Genomic DNA, 17,293 nt, shown 5'->3' on the forward strand with positions numbered 1-17,293 from the left:
CCCGTCGGAGCTGTTCCCATGACGTTCACTTCATTGCACTGGGGCGCTTATCGCCCGCAGGTGGTCGATGGCAAGTTGCAGGCCCTCAAGCCGGTCGAGTGGGATTCGGACCCTTCGCCCATTGGTGATTCGGTCGCCGAGGCGATCACCTCGCTGACCCGGGTCATGCGCCCGGCGGTGCGCCGCAGTTTCCTCGAACAGCAGGGCGGTAGCCCGCAGCTACGCGGTCAGGAGCCGTTTGTCGAAGTGTCCTGGGACGTCGCCCTGGAGCTGGTCGCCAGCGAGCTGCGGCGGGTCAAGGCGCAACATGGCAACCAGGCGATTTTCGGCGGCAGCTATGGCTGGGGCAGCGCCGGGCGCTTTCATCATGCCCAGAGCCAGCTGCATCGTTTTCTCAACGGTTTCGGCGGCTATGTCTACAGCACCGACAGCTATAGCCTTGGCGCCGGGCGCGTGCTGATGCCGCATATCGTCGGCAATATGGACTGGCTGCTGGCCGCCCACACCTCCTGGAAAAACCTGGCCGAACACTGCGAGCTGTTCGTTGCCTTCGGCGGCCTGCCGGCCAAGAACGCCCAGACCAGCCCCGGCGGCGCCAGTGACCACCTGCTGAGCAACGCCCTGGACAGCATGTCCGAGGCCGGGGTGCAGTTCGTCAATATCAGCCCGTTGCGCGATGACTTGGTCGGACCAAAGCAGAACCAATGGCTGCCGGTACGGCCGGGCAGTGACACGGCCCTGATGATGGCGCTGTCCTACGTGCTCATCAGCGAGGGCCTGCACAATGAGGCGTTCGTTCAGCGCTACACCGTCGGCTATGAACGCTTTCGCGATTACCTGCTCGGGCAGAGCGATGGTCAGGCCAAGACCCCGCAATGGGCCGAGGCTCTGACCGATATCCCCGCCGCACAGATCATCGAACTGGCCCGTCGTATGGCCAGCAAACGCACCATGATCAATATCGCCTATTCATTGCAACGCTCGATACATGGCGAACAGCCGTTCTGGATGACCGTGACCCTGGCCGCGCTATTGGGCCAGATCGGCTTGCCCGGCGGCGGTTTCGGTCTGGGCTATGGCTGCATGAACAATACTGGCAGTGGGCGCAAGGCGTTTTCCGGGCCGCGTTTTTCCCAGGGCAGCAACCCGGTCAAGGATTTCATCCCGGTGGCGCGGGTCACCGACATGTTGCTCAACCCCGGCGCGCCTTTCGATTACAACGGTCAGCGCCGTCACTATCCGGACATCCGCCTGGTGTACTGGGCGGGCGGCAATATCTTTCACCATCATCAGGACCTCAATCGTCTATTGAGCGCCTGGCAACGTCCGCAAACCATCATCGTCCACGAGCAATACTGGACCGCCCAGGCCAAACACGCCGATATCGTCCTGCCCGCGACCACGGCCCTGGAACGCAACGATATCGGCAGTTCTGCCTCGGACCGCTTCATGATCGCCATGCAGCAGGCCATCGCGCCCGTGGGCGAATCCCGTGACGATTATTCGATTTTTGCCGATCTCGCGACACGTCTGGATTTTGCCGAAGGCTTCACCGAGGGCCGCGATGCCGAGGCCTGGCTGCGAGCCATCTATGAAGAGTCCCGAGGCCGTGCCGAAGATTTCGGCGTCGAGCTGCCGGACTACGATCAGTTCTGGCGCGATGGCTTGTTCGAGGTCGCCTATCCGCAGACCGATACCATCCTGCTCAAGGCTTTTCGCGATGACCCGCACGCCCATCCGCTACCGACCCCATCGGGGCGCATCGAGATATTTTCCGAACGCATCGCCGGTTTTGGCTATGCCGATTGCCCTGGCCATCCGGTATGGCTCGACAAGCCTGCGCCTGAAGCGCCACTGCACTTGCTGTCGAATCAGCCGAAAACCCGCCTGCACAGTCAATACGATCACGGCTCGTATAGTCGCGCGTCGAAAATCCGGCAGCGTGAGCCCCTGACCCTTAATCCCCTCGATGCCCAGGCACGAGGGATCGTTGATGGCGATGTGGTCAAGGTCTTCAATGCTCGTGGCGCCTTTCTCGCCGGCGTCATTGTCTCGGAGAACATTCGTCCTGGCGTCGTGCAGATCGCTACTGGCGCCTGGTTCGACCCGTTGGTGGCAGGGCAAAGCGGCAGCCTGGACAAGCACGGCAATCCCAATATGGTCACGGCGGATATTGGCGCGTCATTGCTCTCCCAGGGATGCAGCGCCCAGACCGCGACGGTGGAGATCGTCAAATGGCATGAGGCACTGCCGCCGATCAGTGCTTTTGAACCGCCGGTATTGCAGCAGCGGTAAGTCGGCCATCCCTGGCCCAGGGCATCATCCGGGTCAGTCATTGACCTGGATGATGCCCTCGCGTACGGCAAATAGCACCAGCCCGGCTATGTCGTAGATGCGCAGGCGATGCATGACCTGGGAGCGATGGGCTTCCACAGTCTTGACGCTCAGCCCCAGGCCGGTGGCAATGGAGCGGGTCGATTCGCCCCTGGCGATCAGGCGCAGGATTTCTATCTGGCGCTCGGTGAGGGTGCCGGGGCTGCCGTCGGTGCTGGCGGGCAGCGGCGCGCTTTTGCGCACGGCCTGGCTGACCACCAGTGGGATCACTGCCGGTGACAGGTATTGCCCGCCGCCGCGCAGCGCCTGCAGGGCCATGTCCAGTTCCGGCACCGTGGCGTTCTTGAGCAGGTAGCCGTGGGCGCCCAGCTTCAGGCATTTCATGACGAAGCCCGCGTCGGTGTGGGTCGACAGCATCAGTACCTTGCTGTCCGGCGCATGGATCGACAGTTCCTTGAGGGCGGTCACGCTTGAACTACGCTCCAGAGACATATCCAGCAGGACAATATCCGGCAGCAGGCGTGAAGCCAGTTCGATGGCGCTATGGCCATCGTCCGCCTCTCCGACAATCTCGTAGCCATTGCGGTTTTCCAGAAGCGCTCGCAGCCCGGCCCGAAACAAGGGGTAGTCATCGGCGAGCAATATTCGGCAAAGCATAAGTACAGATCCGTATCGCAGGGGAGGGAGTAGCCGCCGTTAAGGGCAGCCAGTTTTTTTGTTTTCCCTGGAGGCGAGCTGTCCCGGTGATGCGGGGGGCGCCTGAGTGGCTGTCCCGGGCCGGCAGCGAAATCGCGCCTGGTGGGATTAGAAGACCTTGAGTGACCGGGCTCGGGTGGCGCTGATCACAGGCGTTCGTACACTGACGGGTGGGTCAGACGTACGGGCAGATTCAGGTCATAAATGTTTTCTGCGTGGCCAATGAACAACAGCGCGCCCGGATGCATCTGGTCGACGATTTGCCGGGCAATGCGCGGCTTTTCTTCCTGGCTGAAATAGGTCAGGACATTGCGCAGGAACACCACGTCGAATTGCTCGAAGTCGATATCCAGCGGCTGGCTCAGATTCAATTGGCGAAACTGCACCCGTGCCCGCAGCTCATCGCAAATGCGCAGGCACAGGTTGCCGTCCACCAAAACGCTCTGGCAGTAGCGCTGCAGCCAGTCTTCGGGCAGGTATTTGGCCTGGGTCATGTCGTAGATGCCCGCGCGCGCTTTTGCCAGCAGGGTGTAGCTGAGGTCGCTGGCCAGGACCGACCAGTCGTGATGGCGCGCGTGGCTGCCGAGCACCATGGCCAGGCTGTAGGCTTCTTCGCCGGATGAACAGGCCCCACTCCAGACCCTTAAGGGCCGCTGCTGATGTTGCAGCCAGCAACCGAGGAAATCGAAATGGGTGTGCTCGCGCAAGAAATAGGTTTCGTGGGTAGTCAGCAGATCCAGCACCAGACGCTGCTCGTCGAAATGCGCCGGGTCTTCGAGCAGGTCCAGGTACTGGCTGAAGCTGGCGCAGCGAAAATGCCGCACACGCTTGCCCAGACGGCTGGCTGCCAGCTTGCGTTTGTTGGCGGTCAGGAGGATCCCGCTGATGCTGATCAGCAATGCCTGCAAGCGCTGGAAGGCGTGGTCATCCAGTATCGGCATCATCTTCAGGGCATCGGGCATCAGCGCCTCCCGGCTGCAATGATGCCAACGCTGATTACACGATAACTCTGCATCCCGCATCGATCCGTTGTCCAAGATCGCCGGATGATAGCGATAGCTTTTTGATATCAATATCGGGATAACCCCTAAGCCACGGAGGTTATCGCCTGGGGAGAACAGTTTGGGGATTTCCGGGAGCGCAGATTGGGTGTGGGACCGGCTTCAGCCGGGAAGGCATTTTGATTGACCACGGGCATGCGACAGATTAGCCGGCCCTTTCCCGGCTAAAGCCGGTCCCACACAGATCTTTCCAATTCAGATAGAAAGCGCTGCCTTGCCCACGGACAACAGCACTACATCATTCTGCGGCGTGTGAATGCGTGCACACAGCACGTTGCGGTAATGCCGTTGCAGCGGGTTGCTGCGTGACAGGCCGGGGTTGCCAGCGGCTTCGACGGCCAGTTCCACGGCGCGGATCGCGTTGAGGGTCACCAGGTATTTGACCTGTGCGGCGTGGGCCGGTGGGGTCAGGCCCTGAACCGCCGATTGCAGCAAGGTGTCGTTGGCAAACAGCAGGGTATCGATCTCGCCGACCACCTCCTGGAAGCGCGGCAGAGTCGAGAGCGCCGCGCCGAGGTTGGAAGGCTTGCGGTTTTGCAGGAACTGCACCAGCCAGTCCCGTGCCGAGCGGGCGACGCCGTCATAGACCGACGACAGCAGCACCGACATCCACAGCATGCCCGCCGGGTCCAGCTCGGCCTGTGGCGCACTCCACGGGCTGACGCTGACCGCGTGTTCGAGGGGCACCAACACGTCGTCGAACACCACTTCATGGCTGCAAGTGGCGCGCATGCCCAGGTGGTCCCAGTCTTCGACGATGCTTACGCCGGGGCTGTCCTTGTGCACCAGCCAGGCACCGACCAGCGGGTCGGCATCGTCGCTGCGCGCCCATACGGCGAACCAGGTCAGACCATGGCTGCCGGTGGAGTAGATCTTGCTGCCGCTGATGCGCCAGCCTTCAGGCGTGCGCCGGGCGATGGTGCCGGGCAGGCCGCCGCGGGCAGGGGTGCCCAGGTCTGGTTCGACCCGCAGGGAATTGATCAGGGCACCATCGCGTACGGCCTCACGGGCGACTTGCAGGCGCAGGTCCTGGGGCCAGCTCTTGCTGTCCTGCAGGCGCACGTGATGGATGTATTGCATGACCAGAATCAGCGCCGTGGACGGCTCGCCCCGGGCGACCGCGCGGATCACCTGCTGCGCCCGGCCGAGATCCGCAGCGCCACCGCCCAGGCTCTGCGGGACGGTCAGGCCGAGCAGGCCGTGTTCATGCAGCAGGCGGAAATTGTCGTAGGGGAATTCGCCGCTGACGTCATAGCGTTCGGCGCTTTCGGCCAGGGTCTCGCTGAGAGTGGCCAGGCGGGCGCTGAAGGCTTCGGCGGACTCAGGCTCGGTGTCGATGTGGCGTAGGGTGGAAAGGCTCATGGAGATGGGATCCTTGCGCAAAAATCCTCTGTAGACAGAGGATCTGTAGGAGCTGCCGAAGGCTGCGATGGCGGTGTGTCAGGGCGGCCAATTTCGCAGCCTTCGGCAGCTCTTACAGGGAGGGTGTTGTTGATGAAAGTCAGACCGCCACGGCAGGCGCTGACTCGGCCAGCAGCTGCTCAACCACCCGCAACACACCATCCGCCTCGGTCCGTACCAGCCAGTCCGGGCTGACTTCGACAAAGGCCACGCGGCCATCGCGATCCAGTACCAGCAGCGTCGGTTGCGGCAGTTCCCAGGTGCCGGTGCCGGTTACTTCGCCGATGCCGCCGCCACCACGGCTCAGGGCCGCCTGGCGCGAGGCTTCGTCGAAGCTGTAGAGAATTCCCAGGCGCCGTCCCAGTTGGTTGTCGCGGTCGCTGGCGACCTGCAATTCCAGAGAGTGGCGCAGCTTGATCTCGATCAGCTTCTCAGGCACCTGCGGGCTGATCGCTACCAGCGGCACGCCCCAGGCCTTGAGGGTTGGGAACAGGCGACGCTGGTAATACGGCAGGGCGATATTGCACGCCGGGCAGCCGGCAAACCTGAAGAACACCAGCACCGCCGGGCCATTGGCCGTGAGCTGTTCGCGCGTCAGGCTGCCGCCCTCGACCTTGAGCAATTCGAAGGTATCCATAACATCGCCGGTCTTGATCCACTGCTCGGGGTCGGCGCTGTCCACCAGATGCTGGCGCTGATCGATATTGACCTTGAGCGCCTGCGGCGCCCAGTTGGCGACCCGGTCGGCGTGCAGATCAGCCAGCAGTTTATTGAGCGACTCACTCATGCCAGTGCCTCCTCATGCTGCTCGACAGCCTCATGCTGTTGGGCGTAGCGGTTGACCGGCACTTCGAGGCCGAAATGTTCGCGCAGGGTTGCACCTGCGTATTCGCTGCGGAACAGGCCGCGCTTCTGCAGTACCGGGACCACTTGTTCAGTGAAGGATTGCAAGCCGTCCGGCAGCAGCGAGTTGATGATGAAACCATCCGCCGCACCCTGTTCGAACCAGGTCTGGATGGCATCGGCGACCTGTTCCGGGGTGCCGACGAAATCGCGCTTGGGTCGGGAGAAATGCAGGGCCACTTCGCGCAGGCTCAGACTGTTCTCTTTCGCCAGTTGCTTGATGCGGTCGGAACCGCCGCGCTGGCTGTTGGAGCCCAGATCGCCGAGGTCCGGGAAGGGCTCATCCAGTGGATATTTGCTGAAGTCATGATCATTGAACGGGCGACCCAGGGCGACGATAGCGTCTTCGATGCTGACCAGTTCTACGGCCTGCTGATAGCGGCTTTCCACTTCCGCCTCGTCACGCCCGACGATCGGGCGGATGCCCGGCAGGATCGACAGGTCCTGCGGGTCCCGGGCAAAACCCTTGGCACGTTTTTTCAGGTCGGCGTAATAGGCCTGTGCCTCTTCCAGGGATTCGGCGTGGACAAAGATGGCGTCCGAATATTCAGCGGCGAAGTTGCGTCCGTCCTCGGAGGTGCCAGCCTGGAATATCAGCGGCTGGCCTTGCCTGGAGCGGGAGATATTCAGTGGCCCCTTGACCGAGAAGAACTCACCCTTGTGGTTCAGTGCATGCAGCTTGCCGGGGGTGAAGAATTCGCCGGTCTCTTTGTTGCGGGCGAAGGCGTCGTCTTCCCAGGAATCCCACAGGCCCTTGACCACACTGACGTGCTCCTTGGCGATACGGTAGCGCACGGGGTGGGGCGGATGCTCGGCCTTGCCGAAATTGTCGGCGGTGCCGCTGAGCCAGGACGTCACCACATTCCAGCCGGCGCGACCGCCGCTGATATGGTCCAGGGAGGCAAACTGGCGGGCGACCTGGAACGGCTCGGTATAGCTGACGGTCACGGTGGCCACCAGGCCGATCTTGTCGGTGGTCGCGGCCAGGGCCGAGAGAATGGTCAGCGGTTCGAAGCGATTGAGGTAGTGCGGGCTGGATTTTTCATGGATATGCAGGCTGTCGGCGATGAACACGAAGTCGAACTTGGCCGCTTCGGCAAGGCGTGCCTGCTGCTTGTAGAAGTTGAAATTGACGCTGGCATCGGCCAGGGCATCAGGGTGACGCCATTCGCCCCAACCGTGCCCGACACCATGAACCATGGCGCCCAGTTTCAATTGACGTTGCTTACTCATGATCGTGCTCCTGAATCTTGTAGGTCATTCACTGACGGTGGGTTTATTGAGCGGTTGCCTGAGCAACCCGGGCACGCGAGGCGTTGAAGCTCTTGTCGAAGCCTTGAGAGACGTCGATCTTTTTCGTGACGATGCCTTCCTGCTGGTAGATGTCCGCAGTCTCTTGCAGACCCTTGATGATCGTGTCGTCGATATCCACGCGCTGCATGTGCGTGGCTTTGTCGATGGCGACGTGCACCTCCACTGGCAGGCCGGTGACCTGGGCTTGGGCGGCGGCGTATTGCTCGGGGTGGGTATTGGCCCAGTTATAGGCGCGCTCGACTCGGGCGACGAAGTCATCGAGTTGCACACGCTTGGTTTCGATGGCTTTGCTGGTGGCGGCGAAGTACAAGTTGTTGGTCAGCAGCTCGTTGCCGCTGGCTATGACCCGAGCCTGGCTCTGGGTAATGGCGATGGTGGTGTAAGGGTCCCAGGTCGCCCAGGCGTCGGCATCGCCGTTGTCCAGCAACAGGCGCGATTCACTCGGCAGCAGGTAGACGAACTTGACGTCGCTGGTCTGCAGGCCGGCGCTGCGCAAGGCCTTGATCGCCAGGAAGTGACCGATAGAGCCACGACCGGTGACGATGCGTTTGCCCTTGAGGTCGGCCAGGGTCTTGACCGGCGAGTCCTTGGGCACCAGCACTGCCGTGGTAAAGCGGCCTTCCATGTGTACGATGCTGACGACTTTCAATGGCGCTCCGGCACCGTAGGCAAACACATAAGGCGCATCACCCAGGCCACCGACATCCACGGCCCCGGCATTCAAGGCTTCGCCCAGAGGCGCGGCAGCGGGGAATTCGGAAAATTGAATCTCGTACGGAACGTTCTTCAGCTCGCCGGAGACTTGCAGCAGCACCTTGATGCTCTGTTTCTGGTTGGCCACCAGCAGCGGTTGCAAATCGGCCGCCTGGACCGCCTGGCTGAGGCTCAGGCCGAGCAGGCTGCCCAGCAGCAGGTGTTTGAGAGAAAAAAGGCGCGACATAAGGGCGTATCTCCAGGCGATAAGAGGGGTGCTGGCAGCCTCCGCCTGGAAAGGGGTCGGTCTGGGTTTGAAAGTATTCCTATAAGAAAGGCTTGTGAAGTACCTTTTGGTTATAAGCTAATGATGTGTTTTTGTAATTTTGCAGATTTTTAATATGAATATTATGTATTTATATGGGCGCGTTAATGAATGTGGGACCGGCTTCAGCCGGGAAGACGATGCTCCAGACACACGATCTTTATTGAATTCACCGACTTCTTCCCGGCTAAAGCCGGTCCCACATCAGGTTCCCGCCTGATGGGTTAGAACGCATACGCCAACCGCGTGTAGTAATACGACCCGCCCAGCCCGAACGGCGAGAACTGTCCGTATTTATAGGCACCACTCCAGTCCTGGATACCCTTCTTGTCCGGGTAGACGTTGAACAGGTTATTGCCGCCCAGGGCTATGGTCAGTTGCTTGCTGAGCTTGTAGGCCACATCCAGGTCAGTGATCCATTTGGCCGAGTATTTGCGGTCGTTGACCGGGTTGTTATCGCCTTCGATATAGCTGCCGAAACGGGTCACGGCCAGGTTGGTATCGAAGTCGCCGAGCTTCCAGTTCGAGGCCAGGATCAATTTTGACTGCGGCGTGGCCACGGTCAGGTCTTTTTGCAGGCGGCGGTCGAACAGCTGGTATTGCGACCCGAGTCCGGCCAGGGCCGATGGGTTGTCCTGCAACTTCTCGATCTTGGTCTGGTTCCAGTTATAGGCGGCGCTCCAGCGCACCTGGCCCCATTCACCGAGCTGCTGGCGATACTCGTTGACCACATCGAGACCGCGGGTGCGGGTGTCCACGGCATTGGTGTAGTACTGGGCGTAGAGCGACGGTGGCAGGCCGTTGGCGGCCAGTACCTGGGAGATCGCCGGGCCGCCCAGCAGGCTGGTGGAGACGATGCGATCGCGAATGCCGATCTGATAGAAGTCGGTGGTCAGGCGATAGTTATCCAAGGGTTCGAAGGTCAGGCCGAAGCTGTAGTTCAGCGATTTCTCCGGCTTGAGTTTTTCCGCACCCAGCGCCTTGGCTTCGGCGCTGTCCACCGGCAGCACCTTGACCGGCACCGACAGCTGCTGACCGTTGACCACCCCCGCCGAGGTAAAGGTCGATGACGCGTAAATGGTCTGGGCCAGAGAGGGCGCGCGGAAGCCATTGTTGATGGTGCCGCGCAGGGCCAGGCCCGGCAGGATTTCGTAGCGGGTCGAGAACTTGCCGCTCCAGGTGCTGCCGATGTCCTGGGTGTAGTGCTCATAACGGCCGGCGACGCCCACGTACCACTTGTCGGTGAGGTCCAGGCCCAGATCGAAGTAACTGGCGACGTTATTGCGGCTCATGCTGCCCGCGTCGGCCTTGCTGGTGCCGTTATAGGAGGCCAGCCCCGGCAGCGGCGTGGTCCCGGCAAACGGCCCGCTGGGCAACACATAGCTGCCGGGTGTGTAGCTGGCGTAATCCCCGGCCTCGATTTCATAGCGCTCGAAGCGGTGTTCGAAGCCGAAAGAGGTTTGCAGGGCATGCTTGAGGCCGATATCGAAGCTGCGGTTGAAGTCCAGATTATTGGTCACCTGATCGAAGATCTGCGTGGCCAGGTTGAACGAAGTCGGGCTGGTCGGGCCCAGGGACGGGTTGAGGGTGTTATTGGCGTTAAGGGTCGAATTGTCTTCGCCCCAGGTCGAACTGGCATCGTAGTTCCAGCCGCCGACCTCGCCCTTCACGCCGCCTGCCACCTGAAAATCGAGGGTGCGGTTGCGTCGCTGCGCGTGGATACCGTCGGGGTAGGGCGTGTTCGGGTCACCGGCCAGGGAAGTGATTTCGTTGGGTCGATAATTGCCCGTGACCTTGGTGGTTTCCATGTAGCTGAAGGTCGAGAAGGAGTAGAGCTTGAGGTCATCCTGCAGGGGGATTTCCAGGTTGTAACTGCCGTTGGTGACCTTCTCCCGGCCCAGGCCGTAGCTGGGGTTCCAGCCATGACGGTCGGTGGTCTGGTCGCGGCTGTCCGGGCGCCCGGCGGAGGAGTACAGCGAGCCGGTGGCGCTGCCGGTACGGTCGAAAGGCTCCTGTTCCTTGCTGTCCAGGGACAGGTTGAGGAAGCCGTCGTTGACCAGGGGCAGGCCGTAGTTGAAGGTCTGGTGGACGGTATCGCCGTCGCCGCTGCCATAGCGGCCGAAACTGGTTTCGGCGCTGCCGCCGCTGTCGTTTTCCTTGAGGATGATATTGATCACCCCGGCAATCGCATCCGAGCCATATTGCGCCGAGGCGCCATCGCGCAGCACTTCGATATGGTCGATGGCCGACACCGGGATCAGGTCCAGGTTGACCGGCACGGCAGCGGTGCCGACCCGCGCCAGGTTGTTGATCAGCGCGGTATTGTGGCGGCGCTTGCCGTTGACCAGTACCAGTACCTGATCCCCCGACAGCCCGCGCATGGTCACGCCGCGCACCGACCATGAAGTGCCACCGCCGTTGATGGCCGGCAGGTTGAACGAGGGCAGCAGGCGTGACAGCACTTCCTTCAGGCCGACCTTGCCGGTGGCCTGCAATTGCTCGCCGCTGATCACGTCTATCGGCGACGGGCTGTCGGCCACGGTACGCGGCGCACCGCCGCGATTGCCGGTCACGACTACGGTATTGAGGGTCTGCTCGTCCTTGTCGGCGGCATGGACGGTAATGCTGCCCGCCAACAGGCCGACGGCCGCCCACGCCATGTAATCCGGGGTGTAGCGGAGTTTTCTTGCACGCATGGGGTAACGTCCTTGTTCAAGGAGGTTGATAACGATGGGTTCTGATTTTTTGAATGCGGGGGTGTGGGGTGATCAATGTGGGACCGGCTTTAGCCGGGAATACGTCTTCCCGGCTAAAGCCGGTCCCACATGGGTCCCCTGTCAGGCGTTGCTGGACGAGATCGGCTTTTTCACCCGATGCGGAATATCGTCATAGGCGATCAACACCCGTTCCATGACGCGGGGGTAGTCGCCGTAGTTGTAGACCGGGTAGTGCAGAGTCGAGCGGTTGTCCCAGAAGGCGATGGAGTTCTTGCGCCACTTGAAGCGCACCTGATGCTCCGGTTTGCTGAACGCCTTCAACAGACGGTCGACCAGGGCCTTGCTGCGTTCCGGCTCCCAGCCGATCACCGAGGGGTTCTGGGAAAAGTTGATGAAGAGGGTGTCTTCGCCGGTTTCCGGATGGGTGCGCACCAATGGATGGGCGAGAATCGGGTAGTCGTAGCCGACCTGGTCCAGGGACTTCTTGAAGTCATGCACCACATACAACTCGTCGATTTCCGCGCGCAGGTCCTCCGGCAGATCGCGATACACGGCACCGGCATCGGCCCACAGGGTGTCACCACCGACTTCCGGCAGGTCCACCGCGCGCAGGACTGCGCCCAGAGTCGGCCGCAGCAGCCAACTGGTGTCGGTGTGCCAGCGACCACTGGTGCGCGGGCCGTAGAGCTTGCGTGCGTCTTCGGCCTGGATCAGATGCGCCTGGGGCTTGCTGGTGTCGTTCTGTTGTGTGGTGGGGTGCACGTACAGCTCGCCGAATTGTTTGGCAAAGGCGATCTGCTGTTCGGTGTCGATGTCCTGGTCGCGGAAGAACAGCACCTTGTGCTTGAGTAGCAGGGCGCGCAGTTCATCACGCAGGGCGGAGGTCAGGGGCTGGCTGAGGTCGATACCGTCAATTTCGGCGCCTATGGTGGGTTCCAGGCGGGTGACTCGAAGTGACGCGACATCCTGAACAGGGGATTGCAGATTGAGAACGTTGGACATGGTGGGTGAAACCTCTCGTTTTTGTTAATCAATAACCTCCGCCTTGAGAGGGGTCGGGTAGGGAAGTTTGTTGGACGCGAACCCTGGGGTCCGCGTCCGGTGACGCCAGGATCAGATCACGTTAAAACCATGAGTGCCGTCGCGGCCCAGTTGTTCGACCAGGCCGAACTCCCAGTCCAGGTAGGCCTGCATGGCTTCCCGTGGCGCGTCGGTGCCTTCATACGGGCGGCGATAGCGGTCGATGCGTGGCGAGGCCAGATGGCTTTCGCCGCTTTCCACTTCGAAGCCGGCCTTGATCCAGCTCGGTGTGCCGTCCTTGAGCAGGAACACCGGCTTGCCGGTCAAGGATTCCACTTCGGCCACGGCCAGGCGGGCCAGACGGCTGCTGCCGCAGGTCAGTACATAGCGCTCGGCCTTGGGGATGGTGTTCAGCGCATCCTTGAGCTGGGCACGCAGGGTCCACCAGGCACCGGGGATATGTTGCTTGACGTAGTTGGCGCTGGTAGTGAAATCCAGTACTGCGACGCCGCCATGGTTGCGCCAGTCGGCCAGGGTCTGGGCGCTGATTTCCTCGACCTGGGGCGGCGTCGGAATCGGTGCGTTCCAGTCGCCGGTTTCGCTGAAGTCGGGGGCTTGCAGGCCATCGACCACGAACACCTCCCAGCCCAGTTGCGCCAGCCACGAGGCCGACATATTGGCCCGTACGCCGTCGTCATCCACCAGCACGATGCGCGCACCACGCACGCTGGCGTAGTGATCGGTTTCCTGAACCAGTTGCCCGCCGGGGGTGGAACGGGCGAAGGGCAGGTGGCCCTTGGCGAATTCTTCCGGGGTACGCACATCGAACAGATAGGTCGTGCGTGCGGCCTCACCCTGCCAGCGTTGCAGATCGGCATGGCTGGCGCGCTGCACACCGGCCTTGTTGGCGACCAGGCGTGAATCGGCACTGGCACGCTGACGGGTGTCTTCGCTGACTTCGCCAAAACGCCGTGCCTGGCCGTGATCCAGGGTCTGACCGGCCAGCAGCCAGCCGATGGTGCCGTTGCGCAGGGCGTTGATCGGGTTGGGCAGCCCGGCGTTAACCAGGGACTGAGTGCCGATAATGCTGCGGGTACGCCCGGCACAGTTGACGATGATCCGGGTCTTGGGATCCGGCGCTAGTTCACGGGCGCGCAGCACCAGCTCGGCACCGGGCACGCTGACCCCGGTGGGAATGCTCATGGTCTGGTATTCGTCGAAGCGGCGGGCATCGAGCACCACCACATCGGCCTTGGATTCGATCAGGGCCAGCACTTCCTCGGCGGCCAGGGACGGCGTATGACGATGATGCTCGACCAGTTCGCCAAAGGCCTTGCTTGGGACGTTGACGTCGATAAACAGCTCGCCACCGGCCTCGCGCCAGCCCTGCAGGCCGCCTTCGAGCAGTTTTACATCGCTGTAGCCCAGCCCGTGCAGGCGTTGCACGGCCAGGGGAGCGAGGCCTTCGCCATTGTCATAGACAGTGATGGCGGTGTCCTTGCGCGGAATGCGCGAGAACACTTCCAGCTCCAGTTTCGACAGCGGGATATTGGCCGCGAACAACGGGTGGGCTTCGGCGAAAGGCGCTTCTTCGCGGACATCGACCAGAGCCACTTCTGTCTTGGCCAAGAGGGCTGCGCGAATGTCTGCGAAGGATCGGGTTGCGTGTGTCGTCATTGTGCTTGGCTCTCTTTGGACAAGTCCCAGATGTTCGGGAGAAAGGCGTTGGAATAGCCGGAAATAAACAGTTTCTCGCTGCCGTCGGGCTGGTATACCGCGCGGCGTACCGCACCGATGTTGGCGCCGTAGACGTGGATGCTGATCGATACCTGATCATCGAAGGCGTTGCTGACCTGATGTACATCGTTGCTGCGCGGTGACAGTGCTTCAACCTGGCCAGGCAGTAGATGAATGGCCGGGCCTTCTTTCTCCAGGCGGCCATTCTCGTGGCGGGCAAAGCCCTGGGAATATTCGGCGCCGCGCAACATGCCGATCAGGCCCCAGACCCGGTGGTCATGAATGGGTGTCGACTGCCCCGGCCCCCAGACGAAACTCACCACCGAGAAACGCTGGCGCGAGTCGGCGTGGAGCAGAAATTGTTGATAACGGGTCGGGTCAGCAATGGCGAATTCCTCGGGCAGCCAGTCGTCAAAGCTGACCAGTTGCCCCAGCAGCTTGCCGCCGCGATGCAGCAGGTCGCCTTCGCGAGGGTTGCTGTCGATCAATTCAGCCAGGGCGCCAATAAAGGCCCGCAGGCGTTCCGGGTGTCGGGCTTGGGTCATGTCGAGTCCTACGAGTCCATGTGCTGATAGTGCATGGACTGATCTAAACATAATCTGCGTCGTTAATATGCTATTTTTTAATGATTAGGTTATAACGAAAAACGCTTTTATCGCTGTTTCAATGCAGGACCGCCTGGAAGATGCACTGAATTGCAGCATCCTGCTGTTCAGATCACGCAAATCTCACTATGCTTTTTGCCTATGTCTTCCTTATATTTTTATGTGCGGTCCGAATGAAAATCGATGATATCGACGCCTTTGTGGCGGTGATTCGCTGCCAGTCCATCAGTCATGCTGCAGAGTCCCTGGACCTGACGCAGCCAGCCATTACCCGTCGCGTACAGAATTTCGAGCAGGCCCTGGGGGTCGAGTTGTTTGATCGCAATACCAAGCCGCTCAAGCCAACACCCATGGGTCATCAGGTGTATCAGAAGTGCCTGGCGATCCTGCGCGAGATGGATTCCCTGCGTGAACTGGTCGCCAGCGACACCCCGCCCAGCGGCCTGCTGCGCCTCGGTGTGCCTCAGACCATCGGTGATGTGGTGCTGCTCGATGCCCTGAAATACCTGCGCGGCCAGTTCCCCGACCTGCGCGCCCAGGTGGTCACCGGCTGGGGCAGTCATCTGATCGGCAAGATCGAAAATGGCGAGCTGGATGCGGCGGCGGCGCTATTTCCTGCGGGCAAGATCTTTCCGGAAAACATCATCGGTGAATCCATCGGCAAGATGGAATTGGTGGTGGTCTGCGCCAAGGATGCGCTGCCGAAAAAACCGGTCAAACTGGCCGACTGCTACAGCCAGGGTTGGGTGCTTAACCCCGATGGCTGCGGCTTTCGCGCGGGGTTGCAGCGGACCCTGTCCGACCAGGGCCTGACCTTGAAGGTCAATCTGGAGACCTTCGGCACGGAGCTGCAACTGGGTCTGGTGGCCGACGGCATGGGCCTGGGCCTGGTGCCTCGGCCACTGCTGGAACGCAGCGCCCACCGCCATCTGCTGGCGGCGATGCCGGTCAAGGATTTCAAGCCAGTGATGGACCTGTGGCTGATCTACCCACGCTTTCTCGGCAACCTGCAAGGGCCGGTGTCATCGTTCGGCAGTTTGGTGGCGCAGTCGTTGAAGCAGGAGCGGGATGCGGCATAGGAGTATCAACACAGGCAAGACCAATGTGGGACCGGCTTTAGCCGGGAAGAGGATATCGCTGGCGAACGAAACATATCGTTATGGCCTACGCCTTCCCGGCTAAAGCCGGTCCCACAGGGTTTTGCGTGGATCAATCGGTCAGGCGACTTTGGCCGCACGCTCACGCTGCGCCACCAGTTCCCGGGTCAGCGGAATCAGTTTGCGGCCATAGTCGATGGCATCTTCCAGCGGGTCGAAACCGCGAATCAGGAAGGTGGTGATGCCCAGGTCGTAGTAGTCCAGCAGCGCTTCGGCGACCTGTTCCGGGGTGCCGACCAGTGAGGTGGAGTTGCCTTGGGCGCCCAGCAGCCCGGCGATTGCGGTCCACAAACGCTTGTCCAGGCGCGAGCCCTGGGCGGCAGCGGCCAGCAGGCGGCGCGAACCTTCGTTCGGCGGCTCACGACGCACGAATCCGTTGCTTTCTGCCAGAGCCTTGGCTCGCTCCAGAATGCTTTGCGCGCGGGCCCATGCGGCTTCTTCGGTATCAGCGAGGATCGGCCGCAATGACAGGCTGAAGCGTACAGTGCGGCCGTGCTTGGCGGCTTCAGCGCGTACTTGCTTGACGATATCGCGCACCTGCTCGTAGGTCTCGCCCCACAGCGCATAGACATCGGCGTGCTTGCCCGCGACGGCAATCGCCGCAGCCGACGAACCGCCGAAATACAGCGGGATATGCGGCAACTGCGGCGACTTCACCGCCGAATGCGCACCCTCGAACTGGTAGTAGGTGCCCTGATGATCAAAGGGCTTGTCGCTGGTCCACTCCTGGCGCAGCACGCTCAGGTATTCATCGCTGCGGGCATAACGCTCGTCCTTGCCGATGTAGCTGCCATCGGCCTTCAGTTCCTGATCGTCGCCACCGGTAATGATATGCACCGCCGTGCGCCCGCCATTGAACACATCCAGGGTCGCGAATTGTCGCGCGGCAACCGTCGGTGAGATGAAACCGGGGCGGTGGGCGATGAGGAATTTCAGGCGCGTGGTGACGCTGGCGGCATGGGCGGCAATGAACGCGCTGTCCGGGCTGTTGGAGTGATAGGCCACCAGCGCACGGTCGAAACCGGCTTCTTCATGGGCCCGGGCGACTTTCTCGACATACTCCGGTTGCACGGTCGGGCCACTGCGCGGGTGAATTTCCGAGCTGTGCTGGGTGGCGATGTAACCGATGAATTCGACGCTCATAAGAAGGCTCCTTGCATGGCTGCGATGCAGTACGTCATCGCGGTATGGCAGCACCATAGGACCTGCGCGCGAAGCTGTGAAATTCTATTTAGGTCTAAGTTAATTATAAAAAATATGCATTTTATGTATTGCGCATGATCAACAAAATTAACTATTAGGTTATTCCTAAATAGAATTTCACGAAGGT

13 protein-coding genes are annotated in these 17,293 nt (G+C 61.3%); 2 read left to right on the forward strand and 11 right to left on the reverse strand.

The genetic code is table 11. The annotated features are described in order from the left end of the window. The first annotated feature begins 18 nt into the window (after positions 1-18). Complete coding sequence (locus tag AC1Z24_RS07950; RefSeq protein WP_483745196.1) at positions 19-2,295, forward strand: molybdopterin guanine dinucleotide-containing S/N-oxide reductase; 2,277 nt, start codon at positions 19-21, stop codon at positions 2,293-2,295. Between the two features lie 33 nt (positions 2,296-2,328). Here the strand turns inward: AC1Z24_RS07950 and AC1Z24_RS07955 are convergent, their stop codons facing one another. The 10 genes from AC1Z24_RS07955 to AC1Z24_RS08000 form a co-directional block, all read right to left on the reverse strand. Further along, positions 2,329-2,991 carry a response regulator gene (locus tag AC1Z24_RS07955; RefSeq protein WP_483745197.1) on the reverse strand — a complete coding sequence of 221 codons (663 nt, stop codon included), beginning with the start codon at positions 2,989-2,991 and terminating at the stop codon, positions 2,329-2,331. Positions 2,992-3,176: 185 nt separating this feature from the next. Next, positions 3,177-3,992, reverse strand: coding sequence for a CheR family methyltransferase (locus AC1Z24_RS07960; RefSeq protein ID WP_483745198.1), 816 nt, complete (start codon positions 3,990-3,992; stop codon positions 3,177-3,179). 294 nt (positions 3,993-4,286) lie between these two features. After that, complete coding sequence (locus AC1Z24_RS07965; RefSeq protein WP_483745199.1) at positions 4,287-5,453, reverse strand: acyl-CoA dehydrogenase family protein; 1,167 nt, start codon at positions 5,451-5,453, stop codon at positions 4,287-4,289. Positions 5,454-5,592: 139 nt separating this feature from the next. Beyond that, positions 5,593-6,279 (reverse strand): peroxiredoxin-like family protein, encoded by a 687-nt coding sequence (locus tag AC1Z24_RS07970; RefSeq protein ID WP_483745200.1) that lies wholly within the window; start codon positions 6,277-6,279, stop codon positions 5,593-5,595. Beyond that, a complete protein-coding gene (locus tag AC1Z24_RS07975) occupies positions 6,276-7,628 on the reverse strand; it encodes an LLM class flavin-dependent oxidoreductase (RefSeq protein ID WP_483745201.1) in 1,353 nt (450 codons plus the stop codon). Before AC1Z24_RS07975 ends, AC1Z24_RS07970 begins: the two co-directional genes overlap by 4 nt. A 43-nt stretch (positions 7,629-7,671) precedes the next feature. Further along, positions 7,672-8,649 (reverse strand): ABC transporter substrate-binding protein, encoded by a 978-nt coding sequence (locus tag AC1Z24_RS07980; RefSeq protein WP_483745202.1) that lies wholly within the window; start codon positions 8,647-8,649, stop codon positions 7,672-7,674. 302 nt (positions 8,650-8,951) lie between these two features. Further along, positions 8,952-11,423 (reverse strand): TonB-dependent receptor plug domain-containing protein, encoded by a 2,472-nt coding sequence (locus tag AC1Z24_RS07985; RefSeq protein ID WP_483745203.1) that lies wholly within the window; start codon positions 11,421-11,423, stop codon positions 8,952-8,954. Positions 11,424-11,564: 141 nt separating this feature from the next. After that, entirely contained in the window at positions 11,565-12,446 is an 882-nt protein-coding gene (locus AC1Z24_RS07990; protein ID WP_483745204.1) for a TauD/TfdA dioxygenase family protein, read from the reverse strand. A gap of 111 nt (positions 12,447-12,557) precedes the next feature. Further along, a complete protein-coding gene (locus tag AC1Z24_RS07995) occupies positions 12,558-14,141 on the reverse strand; it encodes a rhodanese-related sulfurtransferase (RefSeq protein WP_483745205.1) in 1,584 nt (527 codons plus the stop codon). Beyond that, a complete protein-coding gene (locus AC1Z24_RS08000; RefSeq protein ID WP_259099482.1) occupies positions 14,138-14,746 on the reverse strand; it encodes a cysteine dioxygenase family protein in 609 nt (202 codons plus the stop codon). Before AC1Z24_RS08000 ends, AC1Z24_RS07995 begins: the two co-directional genes overlap by 4 nt. A gap of 233 nt (positions 14,747-14,979) precedes the next feature. On the opposite strand from AC1Z24_RS08000, the gene AC1Z24_RS08005 reads away from it, so the two are divergent. Continuing rightward, positions 14,980-15,885, forward strand: a complete 906-nt coding sequence (locus AC1Z24_RS08005; protein ID WP_259099484.1) for a LysR family transcriptional regulator — start codon at positions 14,980-14,982, stop codon at positions 15,883-15,885. A gap of 138 nt (positions 15,886-16,023) precedes the next feature. On the opposite strand, the gene AC1Z24_RS08010 is transcribed toward AC1Z24_RS08005, so the two are convergent. Then, positions 16,024-17,106 (reverse strand): LLM class flavin-dependent oxidoreductase, encoded by a 1,083-nt coding sequence (locus AC1Z24_RS08010; RefSeq protein WP_483745206.1) that lies wholly within the window; start codon positions 17,104-17,106, stop codon positions 16,024-16,026. Positions 17,107-17,293: the final 187 nt, after the last annotated feature.

Source organism: Pseudomonas sp. JL23 (genome assembly GCF_056933585.1).

What these genes read in the sequence shown, in the direction of transcription:
- AC1Z24_RS07950 (WP_483745196.1), top strand. Translation starts at nt 19, where the DNA reads ATGACGTTCACTTCATTGCACTGGGGCGCTTATCGCCCGCAGGTGGTC.
- AC1Z24_RS07955 (WP_483745197.1), bottom strand. Translation starts at nt 2,991, where the DNA reads ATGCTTTGCCGAATATTGCTCGCCGATGACTACCCCTTGTTTCGGGCC.
- AC1Z24_RS07960 (WP_483745198.1), bottom strand. Translation starts at nt 3,992, where the DNA reads ATGCCCGATGCCCTGAAGATGATGCCGATACTGGATGACCACGCCTTC.
- AC1Z24_RS07965 (WP_483745199.1), bottom strand. Translation starts at nt 5,453, where the DNA reads ATGAGCCTTTCCACCCTACGCCACATCGACACCGAGCCTGAGTCCGCC.
- AC1Z24_RS07970 (WP_483745200.1), bottom strand. Translation starts at nt 6,279, where the DNA reads ATGAGTGAGTCGCTCAATAAACTGCTGGCTGATCTGCACGCCGACCGG.
- AC1Z24_RS07975 (WP_483745201.1), bottom strand. Translation starts at nt 7,628, where the DNA reads ATGAGTAAGCAACGTCAATTGAAACTGGGCGCCATGGTTCATGGTGTC.
- AC1Z24_RS07980 (WP_483745202.1), bottom strand. Translation starts at nt 8,649, where the DNA reads ATGTCGCGCCTTTTTTCTCTCAAACACCTGCTGCTGGGCAGCCTGCTC.
- AC1Z24_RS07985 (WP_483745203.1), bottom strand. Translation starts at nt 11,423, where the DNA reads ATGCGTGCAAGAAAACTCCGCTACACCCCGGATTACATGGCGTGGGCG.
- AC1Z24_RS07990 (WP_483745204.1), bottom strand. Translation starts at nt 12,446, where the DNA reads ATGTCCAACGTTCTCAATCTGCAATCCCCTGTTCAGGATGTCGCGTCA.
- AC1Z24_RS07995 (WP_483745205.1), bottom strand. Translation starts at nt 14,141, where the DNA reads ATGACGACACACGCAACCCGATCCTTCGCAGACATTCGCGCAGCCCTC.
- AC1Z24_RS08000 (WP_259099482.1), bottom strand. Translation starts at nt 14,746, where the DNA reads ATGACCCAAGCCCGACACCCGGAACGCCTGCGGGCCTTTATTGGCGCC.
- AC1Z24_RS08005 (WP_259099484.1), top strand. Translation starts at nt 14,980, where the DNA reads ATGAAAATCGATGATATCGACGCCTTTGTGGCGGTGATTCGCTGCCAG.
- AC1Z24_RS08010 (WP_483745206.1), bottom strand. Translation starts at nt 17,106, where the DNA reads ATGAGCGTCGAATTCATCGGTTACATCGCCACCCAGCACAGCTCGGAA.